The organism is Aliinostoc sp. HNIBRCY26, from assembly GCF_050235535.1.
Taxonomy (GTDB): Bacteria; Cyanobacteriota; Cyanobacteriia; order Cyanobacteriales; family Nostocaceae; genus Trichormus.
Genome location: NZ_CP189852.1, coordinates 3376011 through 3395397, shown reverse-complemented (window position 1 = coordinate 3395397; position 19387 = coordinate 3376011). Strand labels below are relative to the sequence as shown.

The window sequence follows — 19387 nt, the reverse complement described above, 5'->3', positions numbered from 1 at the left end:
CCCTTACACCCTTACACCCCCTAAACCCCTACCCCCTTTCTAGCTAGATTGCGGCTTGACACTTTCACAGCTAGCTGACAGAACAAATATATGAAAACATCAAAACAGAACCCTCATTGGCAGGTAGTCGCCGCCTCTGTCTGTGGTACAAGCCACCTCAAAAATAAGCAGCTGTGTCAGGATGCCCACCACTGGCAACTATTGCCTGATAACGTTTTAGTAGCAGCCGCCGCAGATGGTGCGGGTTCTGCCAGCCAAGGGAAAATCGGTGCGATGGTAGCTGTAGAAACAGCCATAGAAAACCTTTCGCTGAAAAATATAACTAAAGACTCCTTAGCTGAAGATGAAACAGTGCAATGGCTGTTAACTGATGCCTTACTAGCCGCGAAAAAAGCTGTGGAAGATGAAGCGGCGGCTTGTCAAAAACAGCCCCAGGATTTAGCAACTACCTTAATTATTGCGATCGCCTCCCCAGAAATGGTCGCAGTCGTACAAATTGGTGATGGTTTAGCAGTAGCAAAGGATCGCATGGGCAACTTACTAGCCCTAACCATCCCCAATAACGGCGAATATATTAACGAAACAACTTTTTTGACTTCACCAGGTGCTTTAGAGACAGCGCAAATGAGACTGTGGCGCGAAGCCATAGTAAATATTGGAGTCCTCACCGATGGACTACAAATGCTGGCTTTGAATATGGTTGTTGGCGAACCTCACAAACCGTTCTTTTTGCCTTTATTCGATTTTGTGGAAAAAACAGAAGATAAAACGGAAGCAAAAGAACAGCTAGTGAAGTTTTTAGGCTCTGAGCGCATTACCCAACGTACTGATGACGACTTAACCCTGATTTTAGCCGCCCTTTTGTGAGGCAAGGGGTGAATCAATTCAAAATTCAAAATTCAAAATTCAAAATTAAGAACTTCTGAGTATCAGAATATCAATTGCGAATTGCGAATTGCGAATTGGGTAGGGGGAGTAGGAAAACAGAAGCAATGCCCAATGCCCCATGCCCCATGCCCAATAAACCCTTAACCGTGATTGCTCATGAAGGTACTACGTTATCTTCCCCAGGAAGAAATTCTCAGTCTTAGCGTCAGTTTGGGGCGCGGTGGTGAAGCTTGTATTTATGCTGTACCATCCGCAGGTGATTTAGTCGCTAAGGTTTATCACAAATCAACAGTCGCTCATGCCCATAAACTACGGGCGATGCTGGCTAACCCACCGGAAAACCCAACGGCAAATCTGGGGCATATTTCCATTGCCTGGCCACAGGAATTATTGTGGGGAACGGATGACAGTAAAAGCATTGTGGGATTTTTAATGCCCCGCATTCGGGGAATGCGTCCCATCATTGACTTTTACAATCCCAGAACTCGCCGTCAACACTGTCCGTTGTTTAATTATCAGTATTTGCTGCGGACAGCGCGCAACTTAGCGGCGGCTTTTGCCGCTTTACATAATAGTGGTTACTGTGTAGGCGATGTCAACGAGTCAAATATTCTCGTTAGTGATACAGCCTTAGTTACCTTGGTAGATACAGATTCTTTCCAAGTGCGTGACTCCGAAAACGATATGGTGTATCGGTGTCCGGTGGGTAAACCGGAATTTACACCCCCAGAGTTACAGAATAAAATCTTTGCTCACCACGATCGCGATTTAAGTCATGATGTCTTTGGCTTAGGGGTGTTAATCTTCCAGTTATTAATGGAAGGGACACATCCTTTCTCTGGGATTTATCAAGGCGTTGCAGAACCACCACCCTACGAAGCCAGAATTGCGGCTGGACATTTCACCTACAGTCAACAGCGCAAAGTCCCTTATCTGCCTACACCGATTGCCCCACCTTGGGAAATTCTGCATCCTCGATTGCAACAACTGTTTGTGCAGTGTTTTGAGGATGGACATTACGCCCCTCAACAGCGTCCTACGGCTCAAGCTTGGTTATCTGCCCTAGCAGAAGCAGAAGATTCTTTGACTGTTTGTAGCGCGAATCACCAGCATCGCTACAGCAATCACCTACATAGTTGTCCTTGGTGTGAACGGGCAGTCCGCTTGGGTGGTAGAGATCCTTTCCCTTCCGTGCAAGCGATAGAAAGAAAAGAACATTTACGTCCCCGTACCACCACCAAAAGAAGACGCTACTCTCCACCGACGCAACCTATTGGTTTACCATTGCCAGTCATGCCTTTATACCAAAGCAACTGGCCATCCACTAACCCTAGTGCTGCACCAAAACGCCGCCGTCTGAGAAAGCGACTATATCCTGTAGTCTGTTGCTTGCTGGGGTTTGGGGTATTGGGATACTTAGATGTAATGATGAAATTAACTCGTCCTTTGGTGTCACGGAATCATTATGCCCAGCAAAGCTTAATTACACAGCCTAATGTTAATCCTCCTACCTTAAGTTTTGCTGATTATTACCAGCAAGGTCATGCAGCTTACCAAGTGCGAGACTATAAACAGGCAGCAGACAACTTTACCCAAGCCATCCAAAAAGAACCCAACAACAGCAAAGCCTACGTGAATCGGGGTAATGCGCGTTACAATCTCAAAGACTACGAAGGCGCGCTAGCAGACTACAGTGCCGCACTACAACTAAATCCCCAGGAAATCAAAGCCTTTGTCAATCGAGGCAATGCGCGCTATATGATGGCAGAATATAGCAACGACCCAGATAAAGAATATAAACTGGCGATCGCAGATTTTAACCAAGCTTTGATTCTCAACGACAAAGAAGCCGAAGCTTATATCAGAAGGGGGATTGTTTACTCCCAAATTGCTAAATACAGTAGCGACACGCTCCAAGAATATCAAGAAGCGATCGCAGATTTTGACCAAGCCTTGAAACTCAACGCCGCTAAGTCCGAAGCTTACTTTCAACGTGGTTCTGTCCGCTATCAAATCGCCCAGTATAGTAACAACTCTGTGCAACAATACCAACAGGCGATCGCTGACTTTGACCAAGCCTTAAAAATTAACGACAAACTCGCCAAAGTTTACCTAAAACGGGGTATGGTGCGCTATGAAATTGTACAACTAACAGGTCATAAATCTGACCCCCAACACACCAAAGCCATCGAAGATTTACAACTAGCCGCCCAACTTTCTTTAGAACAGGAAGATACAGAAGTTTATCAACAAGCCCTCAGTAGTATCTGTATTGTCGAAGAAAGCAAATGTAATGCTTTATTCCAAGGTTCTGCTATGTTGGGATACATCAGCACTAACCAGTAATACCAGTTCTTAGTAGTCTGCCACACAAATTATCAGAGGTTATAGATACCCGACTTTCTGAAAAAGTCGGGTATCTGAATTGGTATTATAGGTTGAGGAAATAGAGCCAAAAATGTTAAGTTATTGATACATTTGGGCATTGTAATAATAGTAATAAATCGCCTAAGTGTATCAGTCATTGAGCTTATGACACCACCAGCACCAAAAGTCCCGGAAATTTCTGGCTACACCATCACAGAACAAATTTACCGGGGTTCTCGTACTGCCGTGTATCGAGGCGTACAAGAAAATCAGAAACTACCAGTTGTAATTAAGGTGCTGCAACAAGAATATCCCACATTTGGCGAATTAGTACAATTTCGCAATCAATATGCGATCGCCAAAAATCTACCCATCACAGGCATCATCCCACCCCTAAGTCTAGAACCCTACGGCAACAGCTACGCCCTGATCATGGCAGACTGGGGAGGTATCTCCCTAGAAACATATATCCAGCAGCATTCCCTAGACCTAGCAGACACTTTAGCCATAGCCATCCAACTAGCAGATATTCTGCACCAACTACACCAACATCGAGTCATCCACAAAGACATTAAACCCGCCAACATCCTCATTCACCCACAATCAAAACAAATTAAACTCATCGACCTGAGCATAGCCTCCCTACTACCCAAACAAACCCAAGAAATTCAAAACCCCAACACCCTAGAAGGCACTCTAGCCTATCTCGCCCCCGAACAAACCGGACGCATGAATCGCGGTATTGATTATCGCAGTGACTTTTATGCCCTGGGTGTCACCCTCTATCAACTACTCACAGGTCGCCTACCCTTTCTTACCGATGACCCCTTAGAATTAGTCCATTGTCACATCGCTAAAATTGCCACACCTGCCCATGTAGTAAATACTGATATACCGGAAATTCTGGGGGCAATTGTCGCCAAACTCATGGCTAAAAATGCCGAAGACCGTTACCAAAGTGCCTTGGGACTCAAGCATGATTTAGCAGAATGTTGCAGCCAGTGGCAACAAACACAGTCAATTGCCGCCTTTGACTTAGGACAAAGGGATTTATGTGATCGCTTCCTCATCCCTGAAAAACTCTACGGTAGAGAAACCGCAGTCCAGTTATTATTGGATGCTTTTGCACGGGTAGCCCAAGGCAGATCAGAAATGATGCTGGTGGCGGGATTTTCCGGCATTGGCAAAACAGCAGTGGTCAATGAAGTACATAAGCCGATTGTCAAACAACGGGGTTACTTCATCAAAGGCAAATTTGACCAATTTAATCGCAACATTCCCTTCTCTGCCTTTGTGCAAGCTTTTCGAGACTTAGTTGGGCAACTACTCAGTGAAAGCGATCGCCAATTGCAACACTGGAAAAATCAGATTCTCGCCGCCCTGGGAGAAAATGCCCAAGTGATTGTAGAACTGATTCCCGAACTAGAACGGATTATTGGCACCCAACCCCCAGCACCGGAACTATCAGGAACCGCCGCCCAAAATCGGTTTAACTTGTTGTTTCACAGGTTTATGCAAGTTTTTACTGCCCCTGCACATCCGTTAGTAATGTTTGTCGATGATTTGCAGTGGGCAGATTCCGCTTCGTTGCATTTGATTCGGGTGTTAATGTCGGAGTCGCGAACGGGCTGTTTATTACTGTTAGGGGCATATCGGGATAATGAGGTGTTTGCCGCTCATCCGTTGATGTTGACTCTGAGTGGAATGGAGAAAGCTGGGGCAAAAATCAATACCATTACCCTAAAACCCCTAAATTTTACTAGTCTCAATCATCTGATTGCCGATACCCTTCATGCTGCCACATCCCTAGTGCAACCACTGACAAAACTGGTGATGCAGAAAACCCAAGGGAATCCCTTCTTTGCGACCCAGTTTTTGAAAGCGTTACATCAAGACAGGTTAATTCACTTTGACGCGAATGCGGGGTATTGGCAGTGTGATATTGTGCAGGTGCAAGATGCAGCTTTAACTGATGATGTGGTGGAGTTGATGGCGCAGCAGTTGCAAAAGCTACCAACCGCTACCCAGGAGATTTTAAAACTGGCGGCTTGTATGGGCGCGCAGTTTGATTTAAATACATTGGCGATCGTTTCCGAGCAATCCCAGGCAGAGGTGGCTACAAAATTGTGGCAAGCGTTACACGCAGGGTTGATTCTGCCCCAAAGTGATTTGTACAAATTTTATTTGTCAGCCACTCCAGAAACACCCGATACTCCACAGGAAAACTGCAATTATCGCTTTCTCCACGATCGCGTCCAACAAGCTGCTTATTCTCTGATTCCAGAACAGGAGAAATCTCAAACTCATTTCCAGATTGGCAATTTATTCTTAAAGGCACAAAAAGACGGAAATAGTCACATTACCGTTTTTGAAATTGTTAATCAGTTAAATATCGGTCGATTAGAGATAGTAGAACCCCATGCTATCTTCGAGTTAGCCCGACTTAATATTATCGCTGGCAAACAAGCAAAGAAATCGGCAGCTTACAGTTCGGCGATGAACTATTTTCAAACGGCATTATCACTGTTAAGCTCCGAAATTTGGCAGCAAGATTACTCCCTGGCTTTAGACTTCTACACCCAGATGATCGAAGCCACATATATACAAGGTGACTTCGCCGAAATGGAACGACTGGTCTTGGAGTTACAAAAGTGGGCTAGAACTAATTTAGATTTAGTCAGGGTACGTGAGCTTCAGTTAGAAGCTCTTGTTGCCCAGGGCAAATTAGAAGAGTCTTTGAGATTGGGGTTGGAATTTCTGGGTCAGTTTGGCATTACCTTCCCTCAAACACCGTCTTTAGAAGATTATGCGATCGCCTTGGCGCGGACTAGACAAACCATTGGCGATCGCACCCCCAGGGAATTAATTGACCTTCCCCTAGAAACCGACCCATTGGCGATCGCTGTTATGCGTTTTCTGTTTCAGGTAGGCACACCGGCTTATTTCTTTGCGCCTCACCTATATCCATTAATTGTATATCAGGGGATAGAATCCTCTGTACGTCAAGGAATATCGCCTGCATCTGCTCTCTTTTTTACTGCCTATGGATTACTACATTGTGCAATTTTGAATGACTACGAAGCAGGCTATGAATTTGGTCAGCTTTCCCTAGAAATTTGTCAAAAATTAGGGACTGAAGAAGACAAATCTCGGTTGTTGTTGATGAATGGTGTCGGTATCACTCATTGGAACAGACATTTTCGGGAATGCCTGATGCAATTCCAAACTGCTTATGCCATCGGTCTAGAAACAGGAGACTCCTCCTCGGCTGGTTACTCTGCTTTGAACTGCTGTATGTTCCCTTATTTGATGGGTGAACCCTTATCAGATTTGGAAACTAAAATGGATTCCTATCAACAGGTTCTGCGACAAATAAATCAGGGGGGGATTCTTAACTACCAAAAAATTCATCATCAAGCGATTTTGAATCTGTTAGGAAAATCGCCCGATCCTTGCTTAATTAGTGGTGAAATTTACGATGAAAAGGAAATGGTGTCTTTCTATCAATCCACGAATGACCACGCAGGATTAGCTTATATATTTATTAATAAGTTAATGCTCGCTTTCTGGTTTGAGAACTGGGAAGTCGCGATTCAATCTGCTGATGCAGCAATACAGTATTTAGGTGGAATAACTGGGAATCCCCTGAATGTCATTTATCGTTTTTATGATGCCCTCACTCGATTGGCATCCTATCAAGCAGAATACGAAGAACGCATTGACCAAGACCTAAAAGAAATGGCAACTTGGGCAAAAGCGGCTCCTATGAACTATCAGCATAAATTAGATTTAGTCATTGCCGAACAACATCGAGTGAAAAACCACAGAGTAGAGGCAATTGATTTTTATGATCGGGCAATTACAGGAGCAAAAGCCAACGGATTCATTCAAGAAGAAGCACTAGCCAACGAACTCGCCGCCAGATTCTATCTGCAATGGAAGAAAGAAAGAATTGCCGCAGGCTATATGCAAGAAGCCTACTACTGCTATGCCCATTGGGGGGCTAAAGCCAAAATTGCTGAGTTAGAAACCCGTTATCCCGATCTGCTCCGTCCCATCTTGCAACAGGCACAAACATCTACAAACATTTTGAGTACCCTAGCGACGATCTCCCCAACATCTGTCTCTGGTCATACCAACACCCGCAAGAGTTCCATTAGTACCAAAATTAACTACTCCCTAGATTTTGCCACCATCCTCAAAGCCTCTCAAGCACTTTCTAGCACGATTCAATTTGATGAACTGCTACATCAACTCACCCAAATCATTCTGCAAAACTCAGGCGCAGATCGCTGTGCCTTGATGTTGCTGAGTGAGACTGGAGAATGGCAAGTAAGAGCAATGTCTGACGACAAGCCGCAGAGCGTCTACGCTACTCCCAATGAAACAAAACTCTGTGCTGAACCACTCGCCAATCATCCTCATGTCCCCATCAAGCTGATTCAGTACGTCAAAAACACCCAAGAAGTGGTAGTGATTGACAACATGGAAACTACCTTACCTGTGATTGGTGACTATCTCAGACAACGGCAGCCCAAAAGCATACTATGTTTCCCCCTACTCCATCAAGGGCATTTAACTGGCATTTTATATCTCCATAATCAACTCACTTGCGGAGTATTTACCGCAGAGCGAATTTTAATTCTCAATTTCCTCTGTACCCAAGCTGCCATTTCTCTAGAAAATGCCCGACTCTATCAACAGTTGGAACACTCACTCCAAGATGCTCAACAAAAGTCTCAGGATTTGGCAGAAGTCCTAGCACTCTCGAATGGACAACAAAAAATTCTGGCATTGATTGCCCAAGGGGTTTCCCTCAACACTATTTTGGAAGAAACTGCTCGATCCATTGAAAGCCATGCTCGCCATCCAGCCTATTGTTCCTTTTTGCTGATTGATGCCGAAGGGCGATTACGTTATGCCGCATCTCCCAGTTTGCCAGCAGCCTATAATACCTTAGTCGATGGCATTAAAATTGGCCCAGAGGTCGGCTCTTGTGGAACTGCTGCCTATTGCAAAGCATCCGTCACCGTTACAGATATTGCCACCGATCCCTTTTGGGCTAATTATCGAGTCGCCTTAGACTTTGGTTTGCGGGCTTGTACCTCCACACCGATTTTAGGTGCGGAAGGACAGGTGCCAATACCTCTCGGTTAAGCCTGCCTCATCTCCAAATTTGGGTAAGAGGTATGGCTGAAACTCTTGAGCTTTCGTGAGAAAAAATCATGCCAGATTTCTTAACCGAGAGGTATTGGGACAGGTGCTGGCTACTCTGGCCATGTATCAGCCAGTCGCTGGTGAATTTACCCTGCATGACCGCAAACTCATGGAAGTTGCCACCTATCTTGCCCGTATTGCCATTGAACGCCATCAGGCAGATATCGAACTGCAAAATACTCAATTACAAGTGCTACAAAGCGAAAAAATGGCATCCCTGGGAAATCTGGTAGCTGGGGTTGCCCATGAAATCAACAACCCCATTGGTTTTCTGAATGGCAGCATCACCAATGGTCAAGATTACGTCAAAGATTTACTAGGACATTTAACGCTTTATCAACAGCACTATCCCAAACCAGTCAAGGCAATTCAAGATAATGCCGCAGCTATCGACTTAGAATTTCTCTCCGAAGACTTACTAAAGTTACTCAATTCGATGAAAGGAGCAACAAATCGGATCACAGATATCAGTAATAGCCTCCGTAGCTTCTCCCGTGCTGATAGCCAATACAAAATTTCTGCGAATCTCCATGAGGGACTCGATAGCACATTGTTAATTTTGAAATATCGCCTCAAAGGCAACGAACACCGTCCAGCAATTCAAGTTATACAAGAATTTGGCGATTTACCCACCATTGAATGCTTCCCTGGGCAGTTAAACCAAGTGTTTATGAATATCTTGGCCAATGCCATCGATATGTTTGATGAAATGGCGCAAACTCAATCTTTTCAAGAACTAGAAGCCAATCCCCAGATAATTACTATCCGTACTGAAGTTATATCAAACCAAGTATATATCCGTATCCGTGATAATGGCAAAGGCATGACTCAAGAGGTGCAAGGAAAAATATTTGACCATTTATTCACTACCAAAGCTGTAGGAAAAGGCACAGGATTGGGATTAGCGATCGCCCGTCAAATTGTGGTAGAAAAACATGGCGGTAGCCTAAGTGTACATTCTGAGTTAGGTAAAGGAACTGAGTTCACAATACAAATTCCCGGTAATTCCACGATTGGAAGTGCTGAGTGGTGAGTGGTGAGTGCTGAGTAATGAGTAATGAGTGCTGTTAGCGGTAGCGGGACGTTAGCCCATGCTGTTAGCAGTAGCGTGGCGTTTAGTTGTTGCTGTTAGTGGAAGCGGAGCGTTGAGCAGCGTGCTAAAAGAAAAGTAAATACTACCTTGTCTCCCTTGTCTCCCTTGTCTCAATCCCCAGCGAAGCACTGAGCTTGTCGAAGTGTCCCCAATCCCCAATCCCCAATCCCCAATCCCCAATCCCCAAGAATCAATACGCCAAATTGCACTCGGATCAACGACTTTTAAAATAATTCTTATTCACTAAGCTTTTACAGATTATATAAGTTTATTTATCCTTTCTTTATACAACTACTACAAATAACAGTTAAATTATGTACGGAGAAAACTACAGAGGTAAATGAATTTTTCTCCCATCCAAGTGCATCCTCTTCATCCTGATAAATTTATCGTCATCACTGAACAATGATTCTTTGATGAGCAAAGACTTCAGATTTTCTGCAAAGTCAATCAAAAATCAAACATCTCTACATTAAAATTATTCAACCTAAAAATCTCCGAGGTAGTTGCATGAAAGCAGTAATTTTAGCCGGAGGTCTGGGAACTCGCCTTAGTGAAGAAACTAGCATCAGACCTAAACCAATGGTGGAAATTGGTGGTAAACCAATTCTCTGGCATATTATGAAAACCTATTCAGCCCACGGTATTAATGATTTTATCATTTGCTGTGGTTATAAAGGTTACATCATCAAAGAGTATTTTGCTAACTACTTTTTGCATATGTCTGATGTAACTTTTGATATGCGTTTTAATCAGATGAATGTTCATTCTGGTTATGCTGAACCTTGGCGTGTCACTTTAGTAAATACAGGTGACAACACCATGACGGGTGGACGCTTAAAGCGTGTGAGAGAACATATTGGTAATGAAGCTTTTTGCTTTACCTATGGTGATGGGGTGAGTAATGTTAACATCACTGAATTAATTAAATTCCACCAACAACAAAAGTCATTAGGAACATTGACAGCCGTACAGCCAGCAGGCCGTTTTGGTGCAATTTCTCTAGGACAAGAACAAACTAAAATCACCAGTTTCCGTGAAAAACAAGATGGTGATGGAGCTTGGATTAATGGTGGTTACTTCGTATTAGAACCAGCAGTTATTGATTTTATTGCTGATGACAACACTGTTTGGGAGAAAGAACCATTAGAAAAGTTAGCCGATTTAGACCAGCTATCTGCTTTTAAACATAATGGTTTTTGGCAACCAATGGATACATTAAGAGATAAAAATTATCTAGAAGAACTCTGGAATAATAACCAAGCGCCTTGGAAAGTATGGGGATAAATGCAAAAGTAAAAAGTAAAAAGTAAAAATCCGAGGATTGATGCTGATCAAGTTATAATATCTGACTTATACACAGTTAAAGTCAAAAGAAAAATATTATTTCTTGTTTTTGCCTTTTACCTTTTGCCTTATTAAGAGTAATACCAATGTACGATTTTGTGATTGTTGGTGGGGGAATAGTCGGGCTATCCACAGGGATGGCTTTAGGTAAACGTTACCCCCAAGCGCGAATTTTAGTATTAGAAAAAGAAAGCCAATGGGCATTTCATCAAACTGGCAATAATAGCGGTGTAATTCACTCTGGTATTTACTATAAACCAGGGAGTTTTAAAGCTAAGTTTTGCCGTGATGGTAGAGACTCAATGGTGGCATTTTGCCAAGAACATGGCATTGATCATGAAATTTGTGGCAAAGTTATTGTAGCAACAGATGAGGAAGAATTACCACGTTTAGAAAATCTCTACAAACGTGGGTTAGATAACGGGATTAAAGTCCAAAAAATTACTCCAGAAGAAGTTAGAGAAATCGAACCTCATGTAAGTTGTGTGGGTGGAATTCGCGTTTTTTCCACAGGCATTGTTAATTACAAACAAGTTTGTTTAAAATACGCCGAATTAATTCAACAGCAAGGTGGGGAATTACGCCTGAATACCAAAGTCCTGAAAATTGTTCCCAGTGGTAAAAATTATGTGCTGGAAACCAATCAAGGCCGCTTTGAAACCAGTTTTGTGATCAATTGTGCCGGATTGCATAGCGATCGCATTGCTAAATTAGGTGGAGTCAACCCCAAAGCGAAAATCGTTCCCTTCCGGGGCGAATATTACGAACTCACCCCCGAAAAGCGGTATTTGGTAAAAACCCTGATTTACCCAGTTCCCAACCCTGATTTTCCTTTCTTGGGTGTTCACTTCACCAAAATGATTGACGGTAGCGTTCACGCAGGGCCGAACGCCGTTTTAAGTCTCAAGCGGGAAGGCTATTATAAAACCGACTTCGACTTGAAAGACTTTGCTGAGGTGATGACTTACCCTGGTTTTTGGAAACTCGCCGCCAAACACGCCGACGAAGGTATCCAAGAAATCATTCGTTCCTTCAGTAAAGCAGCCTTTACCAGAAGTCTGCAAAAACTGATTCCCGAAGTCCAGTCCCAAGATTTAGTCCCAACCCATGCAGGGGTACGCGCCCAAGCCTTGATGGATGATGGCAAACTAGTAGATGACTTTTTGATTGTACCTAGTCAAAATGCCATCCATGTTTGCAATGCTCCCTCACCTGCTGCCACTTCTTCCCTAGAAATTGGCAAAGCGATCGCCGCACAAGTCACCCAACACGCAGATATCCCAGCAACAGTAGGTAGTATTTAAGGAACAGGGGATAGGGAAAGCAGGGGGCAAGGGGAACTAAAGGTACGATTAAATGCCATTTTGGCAGACAAATGGGGAGAATTACATCCAAAATGGAATCAGATGTCGAGCATCTATGATGATTCCTTGAGGAAGGATAGTCAAGTCGCTTCGCTCCAATTCAAAATTAAAAATTCAAAATTCAAAATTAAGAAATCCATATTTTACGAGGGTTTCTAGATTTGGATCTGTTTCATGATTTTATTGAATTGGTATCAAGTTCGTAGTAAGGACTTCAGTCCTTATTAGAGGACTAAAGTCCCCACTACAAACCTTGAATTATCTACACCGTTCTACTTAGTTAATTCATCTACCACAATAAATATAGGATTTCTAGTTGATTGTTGAACAGATATGTAGGGGAGGCAAATGACAGTGTGGATTTTCCTCCTGCAATATTGCCGTTTTGCTAGCAGCGAGAGTACAGCAGATACCACAAAGGCATTTAGTGTGTGCGTTACGGCTTACGCCTCACACACCCTACATATACTTAGATTTCTTCTCCAAATTAAGTCGGATTCCTATAACTCCAATACTTCATACAAGAGAATTTCACGCCAATGAAAATTTTAGTAACTGGAACTGAAGGTTATTTAGGTTGTTTATTACCCTCTTTATTAACTGCGCGCGGACATGAAGTCATTGGGGTAGACACTGGTTTCTATAAAGTTGGCTGGTTATACAACGGTACTCCAATCACAGCCAAAACCCTCAACAAAGATATTCGTCATATCAACCCCGAAGATTTAGAAGGCGTGGAAGCAATAGTCCACATGGCGGAGTTATCCAACGATCCCACCGGACAACTAGCACCCAATATTACTTACGACATCAATCATTTGGGTTCTGTACGGTTAGCGAATTTGGCGAAAACAATGGGTATTCGTCGCTTCGTCTATATGTCTTCCTGTAGTGTCTACGGTGTCGCTACAGAAGGTGATGTCACAGAAGAATCTCCTATTAACCCTCAAACAGCCTACGCAGAGTGCAAAACTTTAGTGGAAAGAGATGTCACACTCCTAGCTGATGATGACTTCTCTCCCACCTTCATGCGGAACGCCACAGCTTTTGGTGCTTCCCCTAGAATGCGTTTTGACATCGTATTGAACAACTTAGCCGGCTTGGCTTGGACTACTAAAGAAATTAAAATGACCAGTGATGGTACGCCTTGGCGGCCATTAGTTCATGCTTTGGATATTTGCAAAGCCATAGTTTGCGCGCTAGAAGCACCCCGCGACATTATTCACAACCAAATCTTTAACGTTGGTGACACAGCTAATAACTACCGCGTTAAAGAAATCGCTGAAATCATCGCTGATACCTTCCCTGGTTGTAAATTATCTTTTGGTGATAACGGTGCAGATAACCGTAGCTATCGCGTATCTTTTGATAAGATTAACAGCATTTTACCTGGTTTTAAGTGTGATTGGGATGCCCAAAAAGGTGCTAGACAATTGTTTGATTTGTTCAGTCAAATCGATATGACTGAAGACACCTTTTTGTTTAGAGGATTCACCCGCTTAAAGCAACTAGAGTATTTAATTCGGACTGAACAAATCAACCAAGATTTTTTCTGGAATATCAAGTAATAAACATTCTCGGCAATTAGTGTGTTCCCATTTGTTTAGATCCCTGGCTGCTAGAAGTAGTCAGGGATCTTACAACCTAGCTAAATTAATTAAATAAGTCTTGGAAATTTGTATGAATAAAATATTGACCATTGCCATTCCTACTTATAATCGGGCTGAGTTGCTAGATCAACAATTAACATGGTTAGCATCCGCTATTCAAGGTTGTGAATCAGAATGTGAAATTTTAATTTCTGACAATTGTTCTACTGATCATACGCCAGAAATTATTCAGAAATGGCAAACTTATTTTCATAATACTAGATTCCATGCTAACAGAAATAGTGAAAATCTGGGAGTCATGAGAAACATTGCTTATTGTATTCAAGCTGCTACCAGCAAATATGTTTGGACAATTAGCGATGATGATAAAATCGATACCAAAACAATATCTTATCTGGTTCAAACATTAAATAATTCTCTAGATTTAGCATTGCTAATTTTAAATTTTTCTTGTCGTCATCAAATTACAGGTGAGTTAGTATATCAAAAATGTTATGAGTTTGATGGGGAAGAAATAGAGGTAGAAGGTAGAGACGTATTTGAAGATTGTATCAAAGCAAATCGCTCTGGTGTACAGTTAATGTCAGCCCAAGTATACAGAACTGATTTAGCACAGCGTAGTTTACAAACATGGGTAGATGGTGTAAACAACTTAGATTACCAAGTTTATATTACGGGATTTTGTGCTTTTCATGGTAACGCCAAAATCACTAAAGACGTTTATCTAGAAAATGCTTTTGGAGCTAGTCATTGGATGGTAAAACCAAAATTACTGCTCAAAATGCAATATACCTATTCACCAGAAATAAATGTCAAACTTAAAGAAATAGGCTATTCAGAAAGCTTTTGTAGAAACTTGATCGTTAATCATTTTACTCATAATAATTGGCGAGTTTTGTTAGGAGCTTTGAGAAGATGGCCTGTCTTAGCATTGACGACCATAATTCCTTACTTTGGTTTAGTAAGTATATCTATTTTAGAAACTGTGCTTGTATCTAAAGAAGGAGCAACGCAAGAAATTATCAATAATCATAGCAACAACAGACGTTACCTGATTAAAACCAAGTAGCATAATGAAGGATTCCAATGATGTTAAATGCCATCAAAGATAAAATAGAAGCACTGAATTCAGAAGTTGACTATAGAATCCGACTCTGGCGATATACTGCCAAATTACCAGCTATAGAAGAACGCGATCGCCGGATGGTTAATGCTCTTAAACATGAAGGAATTTGCATTACTTCCCTCGCAGAATTAGGGTTCGACTCGACAACGCAATTGCTGAATGCAGCCCATACTATCTTACCCAGTATGGGACAAGGTAACTATAAAGATTCAGACCAAAATCCCCCAGAAATTTATACAGTTACCCATATACCGGATTTTTATAACTGGGGAAACGAACCTAGATTATTGAAAATCTTGGAAAATTATGTTGGTCTTCCCATAGCTTATCATGGTGTACAAATTCGCAAGGACTTTGTTAATACCAATCAATTCAGTACAATGTTATGGCATCGGGATTCAGAAGACCGCCATATCATCAAGCTGATTATTTACTTAAATGACGTGGAAGAAAAACACGGGCCTTTTGAATATGTTCCAGCACATTTGACATCTATCAACAGTCTGAATTTCTATCGACTTTACAGCAAATTATATAATTCAGGCATCAATGATGAAGAATTAAATAAAATTGTGCCTAAATCTGCCTGGAGGTCGTGTACTGGCGCAGCCGGTACAGTAATTATAGCTGATACCCAAAGGCTTTTACATCACGGTACAGTCCGCACACAAGAGCGTTCAACTCTATTCTTTGCCTACACTACTAACCCTGCGAAAAGACCAGGACTTTGTACTCAATATTGGGATGATACCTTTCCCAAACCAAATTATTGAGAAAGTTCCTGTTGAGCCTTTCGATTTGTGTAGATACAAAGTGATTAGTAATTATTTCTTATACGCAAAACACATGATTTTTACCAATACATCTCTCAAAGACGCGTTTATTATTGACCTAGAAGAAAAGCCAGACCACCGTGGTTTTTTTGCTCGGACATTCTGCGCTCAAGAATTTATCAATCACGGTTTAAAGCCAGCAGTTGCTCAGTGTAACCTTTCTTATAACTATAAAAAAGGCACATTGCGCGGAATGCACTATCAGCTAAAACCCGCAGCAGAAACTAAATTAATACGCTGTATTAAGGGTGCTATTTATGACGTAATTATTGATATGCGTCCTGAATCACCAACATTTTTATCACACATTGGTGTGGAATTAACTGCTGATAATCGTCGAGCTTTGTATGTGCCAGAAATGTTTGCTCATGGTTATCAAGCCTTAACTGATGATGCGGAAGTTGTCTATCAAGTTGGTGAATTTTATACACCTGGATACGAGAAAGGTCTGCGTTATGATGACCCATTCTTTAATATTCAATGGCCTTTAGAAGTCACCGTGATTTCTGAAAAAGATGCTAACTGGCCACTATTAGAAACTATCCCCATCGGTAGCCCTGACCCAGTGGAAGCGGTTTGTTAGTGAGTGCTGAGTGCTGAGTTGTGAGTGCTGAGTTGTGAGTGCTGAGTAATTAGTTTTTCTCCCCTGCTCCCTGCTCCCTGCCCCCCTGCCTGGTTAAATAAATATAGGAATTAACGAAAATGATTATTATCGATCGCGCTTTGCAAGTTCGTGCTGCTGCTGGTAATCCCGTCAAAGTGGGAATGATTGGTGCTGGTTTTATGGGTCGCGGAATTGCTAACCAAATTATCAATTCTGTTCCTGGGATGGAGTTGGTAGCTATTTTTAACCGGAGTATTGACCAAGCCCAACGCGCTTATCAAGAAGCGGGAATTGAAGAGATTGAAGTTGTCAATAGTGTGGGTGAATTAGAAGCGGCGATCGCTCAAGGTAAATATGCCATCACTGAAGATGCTAAACTCATCTGTCAGGCAGAAGGTATTGAGGCCATTATCGAAGTGACTGGTGCGGTAGAATTTGGCGCGCATATCGTCATGGAAGCGATCGCCCATCGCAAACATATTATTATGATGAATGCCGAACTTGACGGTACTATCGGCTGTATTCTCAAAGTCTACGCTGATAAGGCTGGTGTAATTCTCTCGGCTTGTGATGGCGACCAACCAGGGGTAGAAATGAATCTCTACCGCTTCGTGAAAAGTATTGGTTTGACTCCTCTATTGTGCGGTAACATCAAAGGTTTACAAGACCCCTACCGCAACCCCACCACCCAAGAAGCCTTCGCTAAACGTTGGGGACAAAAAGCCCACATGGTGACAAGCTTTGCCGATGGTTCCAAAATATCATTCGAGCAGGCGATCGTTGCTAACGCCACAGGGATGAAAGTAGCTAGACGCGGGATGTTGGGCTATGACTTCACAGGTCACGTAGACGAAATGACCAATATGTACGACGTTGACCAACTTAAAGAACTAGGCGGAATCGTTGATTATGTCGTTGGTACAAAACCCGGCCCTGGCGTATTCGTCTTCGCTACCCACGACGACCCCAAACAACGCCACTATCTCAACCTCTACAAACTCGGTGAAGGCCCTCTTTACAGTTTCTACACCCCTTACCACCTCTGTCATTTTGAAGTTCCCTTGTCTGTAGCCCGTGCAGTCTTATTCCAAGATGCAGTCATGGCTCCTTTAGGCGCGCCTATGGTGGACGTAGTGGCCACTGCAAAAATTGACCTAAAGGCCGGAGAAACCTTAGACGGCATCGGCTATTATATGACCTACGGACAATGTGAAAATTCCGATATTGTCCAACAACAAAACCTCCTACCAATGGGTTTAGCAGAAGGGTGTCGCCTCAAACGAGATATTTCCAAAGATCAAGTCCTCACCTACGATGATATAGAACTACCCGCAGGCAGACTTTGCGACCAACTTAGAGCCGAACAAAACAAATATTTTGCCCCTGAAAAAGTTCTGGTGACAGTTGGATAGTATCAATTCAAAATTCAAAATACCCTTACGGGAAGCAAGCTACAAAATTAAGAATTTAAGACAGATGCTTGATTTTGCAATATTAGTTGAATTTTGAAAAATTAATGTCAAAAGATTTGGCTTAAATACCTAAAAAACAGCCCCCTTCCACAAGGGGGCTTGAGGGTATCTTATTATTTTCTCCCGCACATAGTGATACCAATTCACAATTCGCAATTCGCAATTCGCAATTCGCAATTAAAAAACTTAGATGCAGCAAAGCTTTCAGGGTTTACATCTGTATCAGGTTTTTCGTGAATTGGTATGATTAGTTTTTGCTAATAACTAATGACTAATGACTATTGACTATTGACTATTGACTAAAACTTATGAAAATTGCCCTAGTACATGATTATTTAACTCAACGTGGCGGCGCAGAACGAGTATTTGAATTACTCTGTAAACGCTATCCAGAAGCAGATATTTTTACATCTTTATATGACCCTGAAAAAACTATTAATGTTGGCGATCGCCTAGTTAATACAACTTACTTACAAAAAATTCCAGGAGCTACTAAATATTTCCGTTTAATTGCTCCCTTATACTTTCCAGCTTTCCGGGCTTTAGATTTACAAGAATACGATTTAATTATTAGTAGTAGTACCAGCTTTGCAAAAGCTGTCAAAAAAAGACCAGATGCTAAACATATTTGTTTTTGTCACAACGTCACCCGCTTTTTGTGGGATACGGAAACTTATTTACGAGAATACAGTGATTATCGCTATTTCGCGCCTTTAATTACCAAAGTATTCCAAGCAATGCGCGATATTGACCTGAAATATGCTCAAGAACCAGATATTTATATAGCTAATTCCACAACTGTTGCTCAACGAATTCAAAAAATTTATGGCAAACCAGCCATCATGGTAAATTATCCCATTGATACGAGTAACTTTATTTTCTCAGATACTAAAGATGAATATTATTTAGCATCGGCACGCATGATTAGTTACAAGCGACTCGACGTTATTGTTGAAGCTTTTAACTGGTTGGGATGGCCGCTGTTTATTTCCGGCGACGGCCCAGAAAGAAAGCGATTAGAAGCGAAGGCATTGAGTAATATTAAATTCTTAGGTCATGTCAGTGATAGCCAGCGTAAAGACTTATTTTCTAAAGCTAAATCAGTGATAGTTGCAGCTTTAGAGGACTATGGTTTAGTACCGGTAGAAGCTAATGCTAGTGGGACACCAGTAATTGCCTATGGTGCTGGTGGTGTATTAGATACACAAATCCACGGAAAAACAGGAGTTTTCTTTAAAAGACAAACACCCGAATCGTTACAAACAGCATTATTAGAGTCCGGAGGAATCTCTTGGAATTATGAAAATATTCGTAATCATGCTGTGAATAATTTTTCCGAACAGGTCTTTTTTAGCAAAGTTGAACGAGTTATTGCCCAAGCTTGTATTTAAAAAAGGAACAGGTAATAGGTGACAGGTGACAGAGAAAGAACAAGGGAAAAATTATTTTCAATACCCAGTCCCCAA

Annotated in this window: 12 protein-coding genes; all 12 read left to right on the top strand. The window is 42.1% G+C overall.

Features of this window, described 5'->3' with window-relative positions; genetic code table 11:
* Positions 1–90: 90 nt before the first annotated feature.
* The 12 genes from ACQFX9_RS14590 (at position 91) to ACQFX9_RS14535 (ending at position 19312) form a co-directional block, all read left to right on the top strand.
* Complete coding sequence (locus tag ACQFX9_RS14590; protein WP_427162659.1) at positions 91–867, top strand: PP2C family serine/threonine-protein phosphatase; 777 nt, start codon at positions 91–93, stop codon at positions 865–867.
* 177 nt (positions 868–1044) lie between these two features.
* Positions 1045–3234 carry a tetratricopeptide repeat protein gene (locus ACQFX9_RS14585; RefSeq protein WP_427162658.1) on the top strand — a complete coding sequence of 730 codons (2190 nt, stop codon included), beginning with the start codon at positions 1045–1047 and terminating at the stop codon, positions 3232–3234.
* 186 nt (positions 3235–3420) lie between these two features.
* Positions 3421–8412: an AAA family ATPase gene (locus ACQFX9_RS14580; protein WP_427162657.1), complete on the top strand. Its 4992-nt coding sequence runs from the start codon at positions 3421–3423 to the stop codon at positions 8410–8412.
* A 55-nt stretch (positions 8413–8467) separates the two neighbouring features.
* On the top strand, positions 8468–9505 hold the full coding sequence (locus tag ACQFX9_RS14575) for a sensor histidine kinase (RefSeq protein ID WP_427162656.1): 1038 nt from the start codon (positions 8468–8470) through the stop codon (positions 9503–9505).
* 570 nt (positions 9506–10075) lie between these two features.
* Positions 10076–10852 carry a glucose-1-phosphate cytidylyltransferase gene (gene rfbF / locus ACQFX9_RS14570; protein WP_427162654.1) on the top strand — a complete coding sequence of 259 codons (777 nt, stop codon included), beginning with the start codon at positions 10076–10078 and terminating at the stop codon, positions 10850–10852.
* A 146-nt stretch (positions 10853–10998) separates the two neighbouring features.
* Positions 10999–12216, top strand: coding sequence for an L-2-hydroxyglutarate oxidase (gene lhgO / locus ACQFX9_RS14565; protein ID WP_427162653.1), 1218 nt, complete (start codon positions 10999–11001; stop codon positions 12214–12216).
* 599 nt (positions 12217–12815) lie between these two features.
* A complete protein-coding gene (locus tag ACQFX9_RS14560) occupies positions 12816–13844 on the top strand; it encodes an NAD-dependent epimerase/dehydratase family protein (protein ID WP_427162652.1) in 1029 nt (342 codons plus the stop codon).
* 112 nt (positions 13845–13956) lie between these two features.
* The gene (locus ACQFX9_RS14555) at positions 13957–14955 is read left to right on the top strand and encodes a glycosyltransferase family 2 protein (RefSeq protein WP_427162651.1); all 999 of its coding nucleotides are present in this window, start codon (positions 13957–13959) and stop codon (positions 14953–14955) included.
* Positions 14956–14975: 20 nt separating this feature from the next.
* Entirely contained in the window at positions 14976–15785 is an 810-nt protein-coding gene (locus ACQFX9_RS14550) for a phytanoyl-CoA dioxygenase (protein ID WP_427162889.1), read from the top strand.
* 73 nt (positions 15786–15858) lie between these two features.
* On the top strand, positions 15859–16428 hold the full coding sequence (gene rfbC, locus ACQFX9_RS14545; RefSeq protein WP_236142687.1) for a dTDP-4-dehydrorhamnose 3,5-epimerase: 570 nt from the start codon (positions 15859–15861) through the stop codon (positions 16426–16428).
* 119 nt (positions 16429–16547) lie between these two features.
* The gene (locus ACQFX9_RS14540; RefSeq protein ID WP_427162650.1) at positions 16548–17861 is read left to right on the top strand and encodes an NAD(P)H-dependent oxidoreductase; all 1314 of its coding nucleotides are present in this window, start codon (positions 16548–16550) and stop codon (positions 17859–17861) included.
* 368 nt (positions 17862–18229) lie between these two features.
* Positions 18230–19312 (top strand): glycosyltransferase, encoded by a 1083-nt coding sequence (locus tag ACQFX9_RS14535; RefSeq protein ID WP_427162649.1) that lies wholly within the window; start codon positions 18230–18232, stop codon positions 19310–19312.
* Positions 19313–19387: the final 75 nt, after the last annotated feature.

Coding starts and splice junctions, on each gene's coding strand:
- ACQFX9_RS14560 (WP_427162652.1), top strand. CDS start 12,816: ATGAAAATTTTAGTAACTGGAACTGAAGGTTATTTAGGTTGTTTATTA.
- ACQFX9_RS14580 (WP_427162657.1), top strand. CDS start 3,421: ATGACACCACCAGCACCAAAAGTCCCGGAAATTTCTGGCTACACCATC.
- rfbF (WP_427162654.1), top strand. CDS start 10,076: ATGAAAGCAGTAATTTTAGCCGGAGGTCTGGGAACTCGCCTTAGTGAA.
- lhgO (WP_427162653.1), top strand. CDS start 10,999: ATGTACGATTTTGTGATTGTTGGTGGGGGAATAGTCGGGCTATCCACA.
- ACQFX9_RS14555 (WP_427162651.1), top strand. CDS start 13,957: ATGAATAAAATATTGACCATTGCCATTCCTACTTATAATCGGGCTGAG.
- ACQFX9_RS14535 (WP_427162649.1), top strand. CDS start 18,230: ATGAAAATTGCCCTAGTACATGATTATTTAACTCAACGTGGCGGCGCA.
- ACQFX9_RS14550 (WP_427162889.1), top strand. CDS start 14,976: ATGTTAAATGCCATCAAAGATAAAATAGAAGCACTGAATTCAGAAGTT.
- rfbC (WP_236142687.1), top strand. CDS start 15,859: ATGATTTTTACCAATACATCTCTCAAAGACGCGTTTATTATTGACCTA.
- ACQFX9_RS14590 (WP_427162659.1), top strand. CDS start 91: ATGAAAACATCAAAACAGAACCCTCATTGGCAGGTAGTCGCCGCCTCT.
- ACQFX9_RS14585 (WP_427162658.1), top strand. CDS start 1,045: ATGAAGGTACTACGTTATCTTCCCCAGGAAGAAATTCTCAGTCTTAGC.
- ACQFX9_RS14540 (WP_427162650.1), top strand. CDS start 16,548: ATGATTATTATCGATCGCGCTTTGCAAGTTCGTGCTGCTGCTGGTAAT.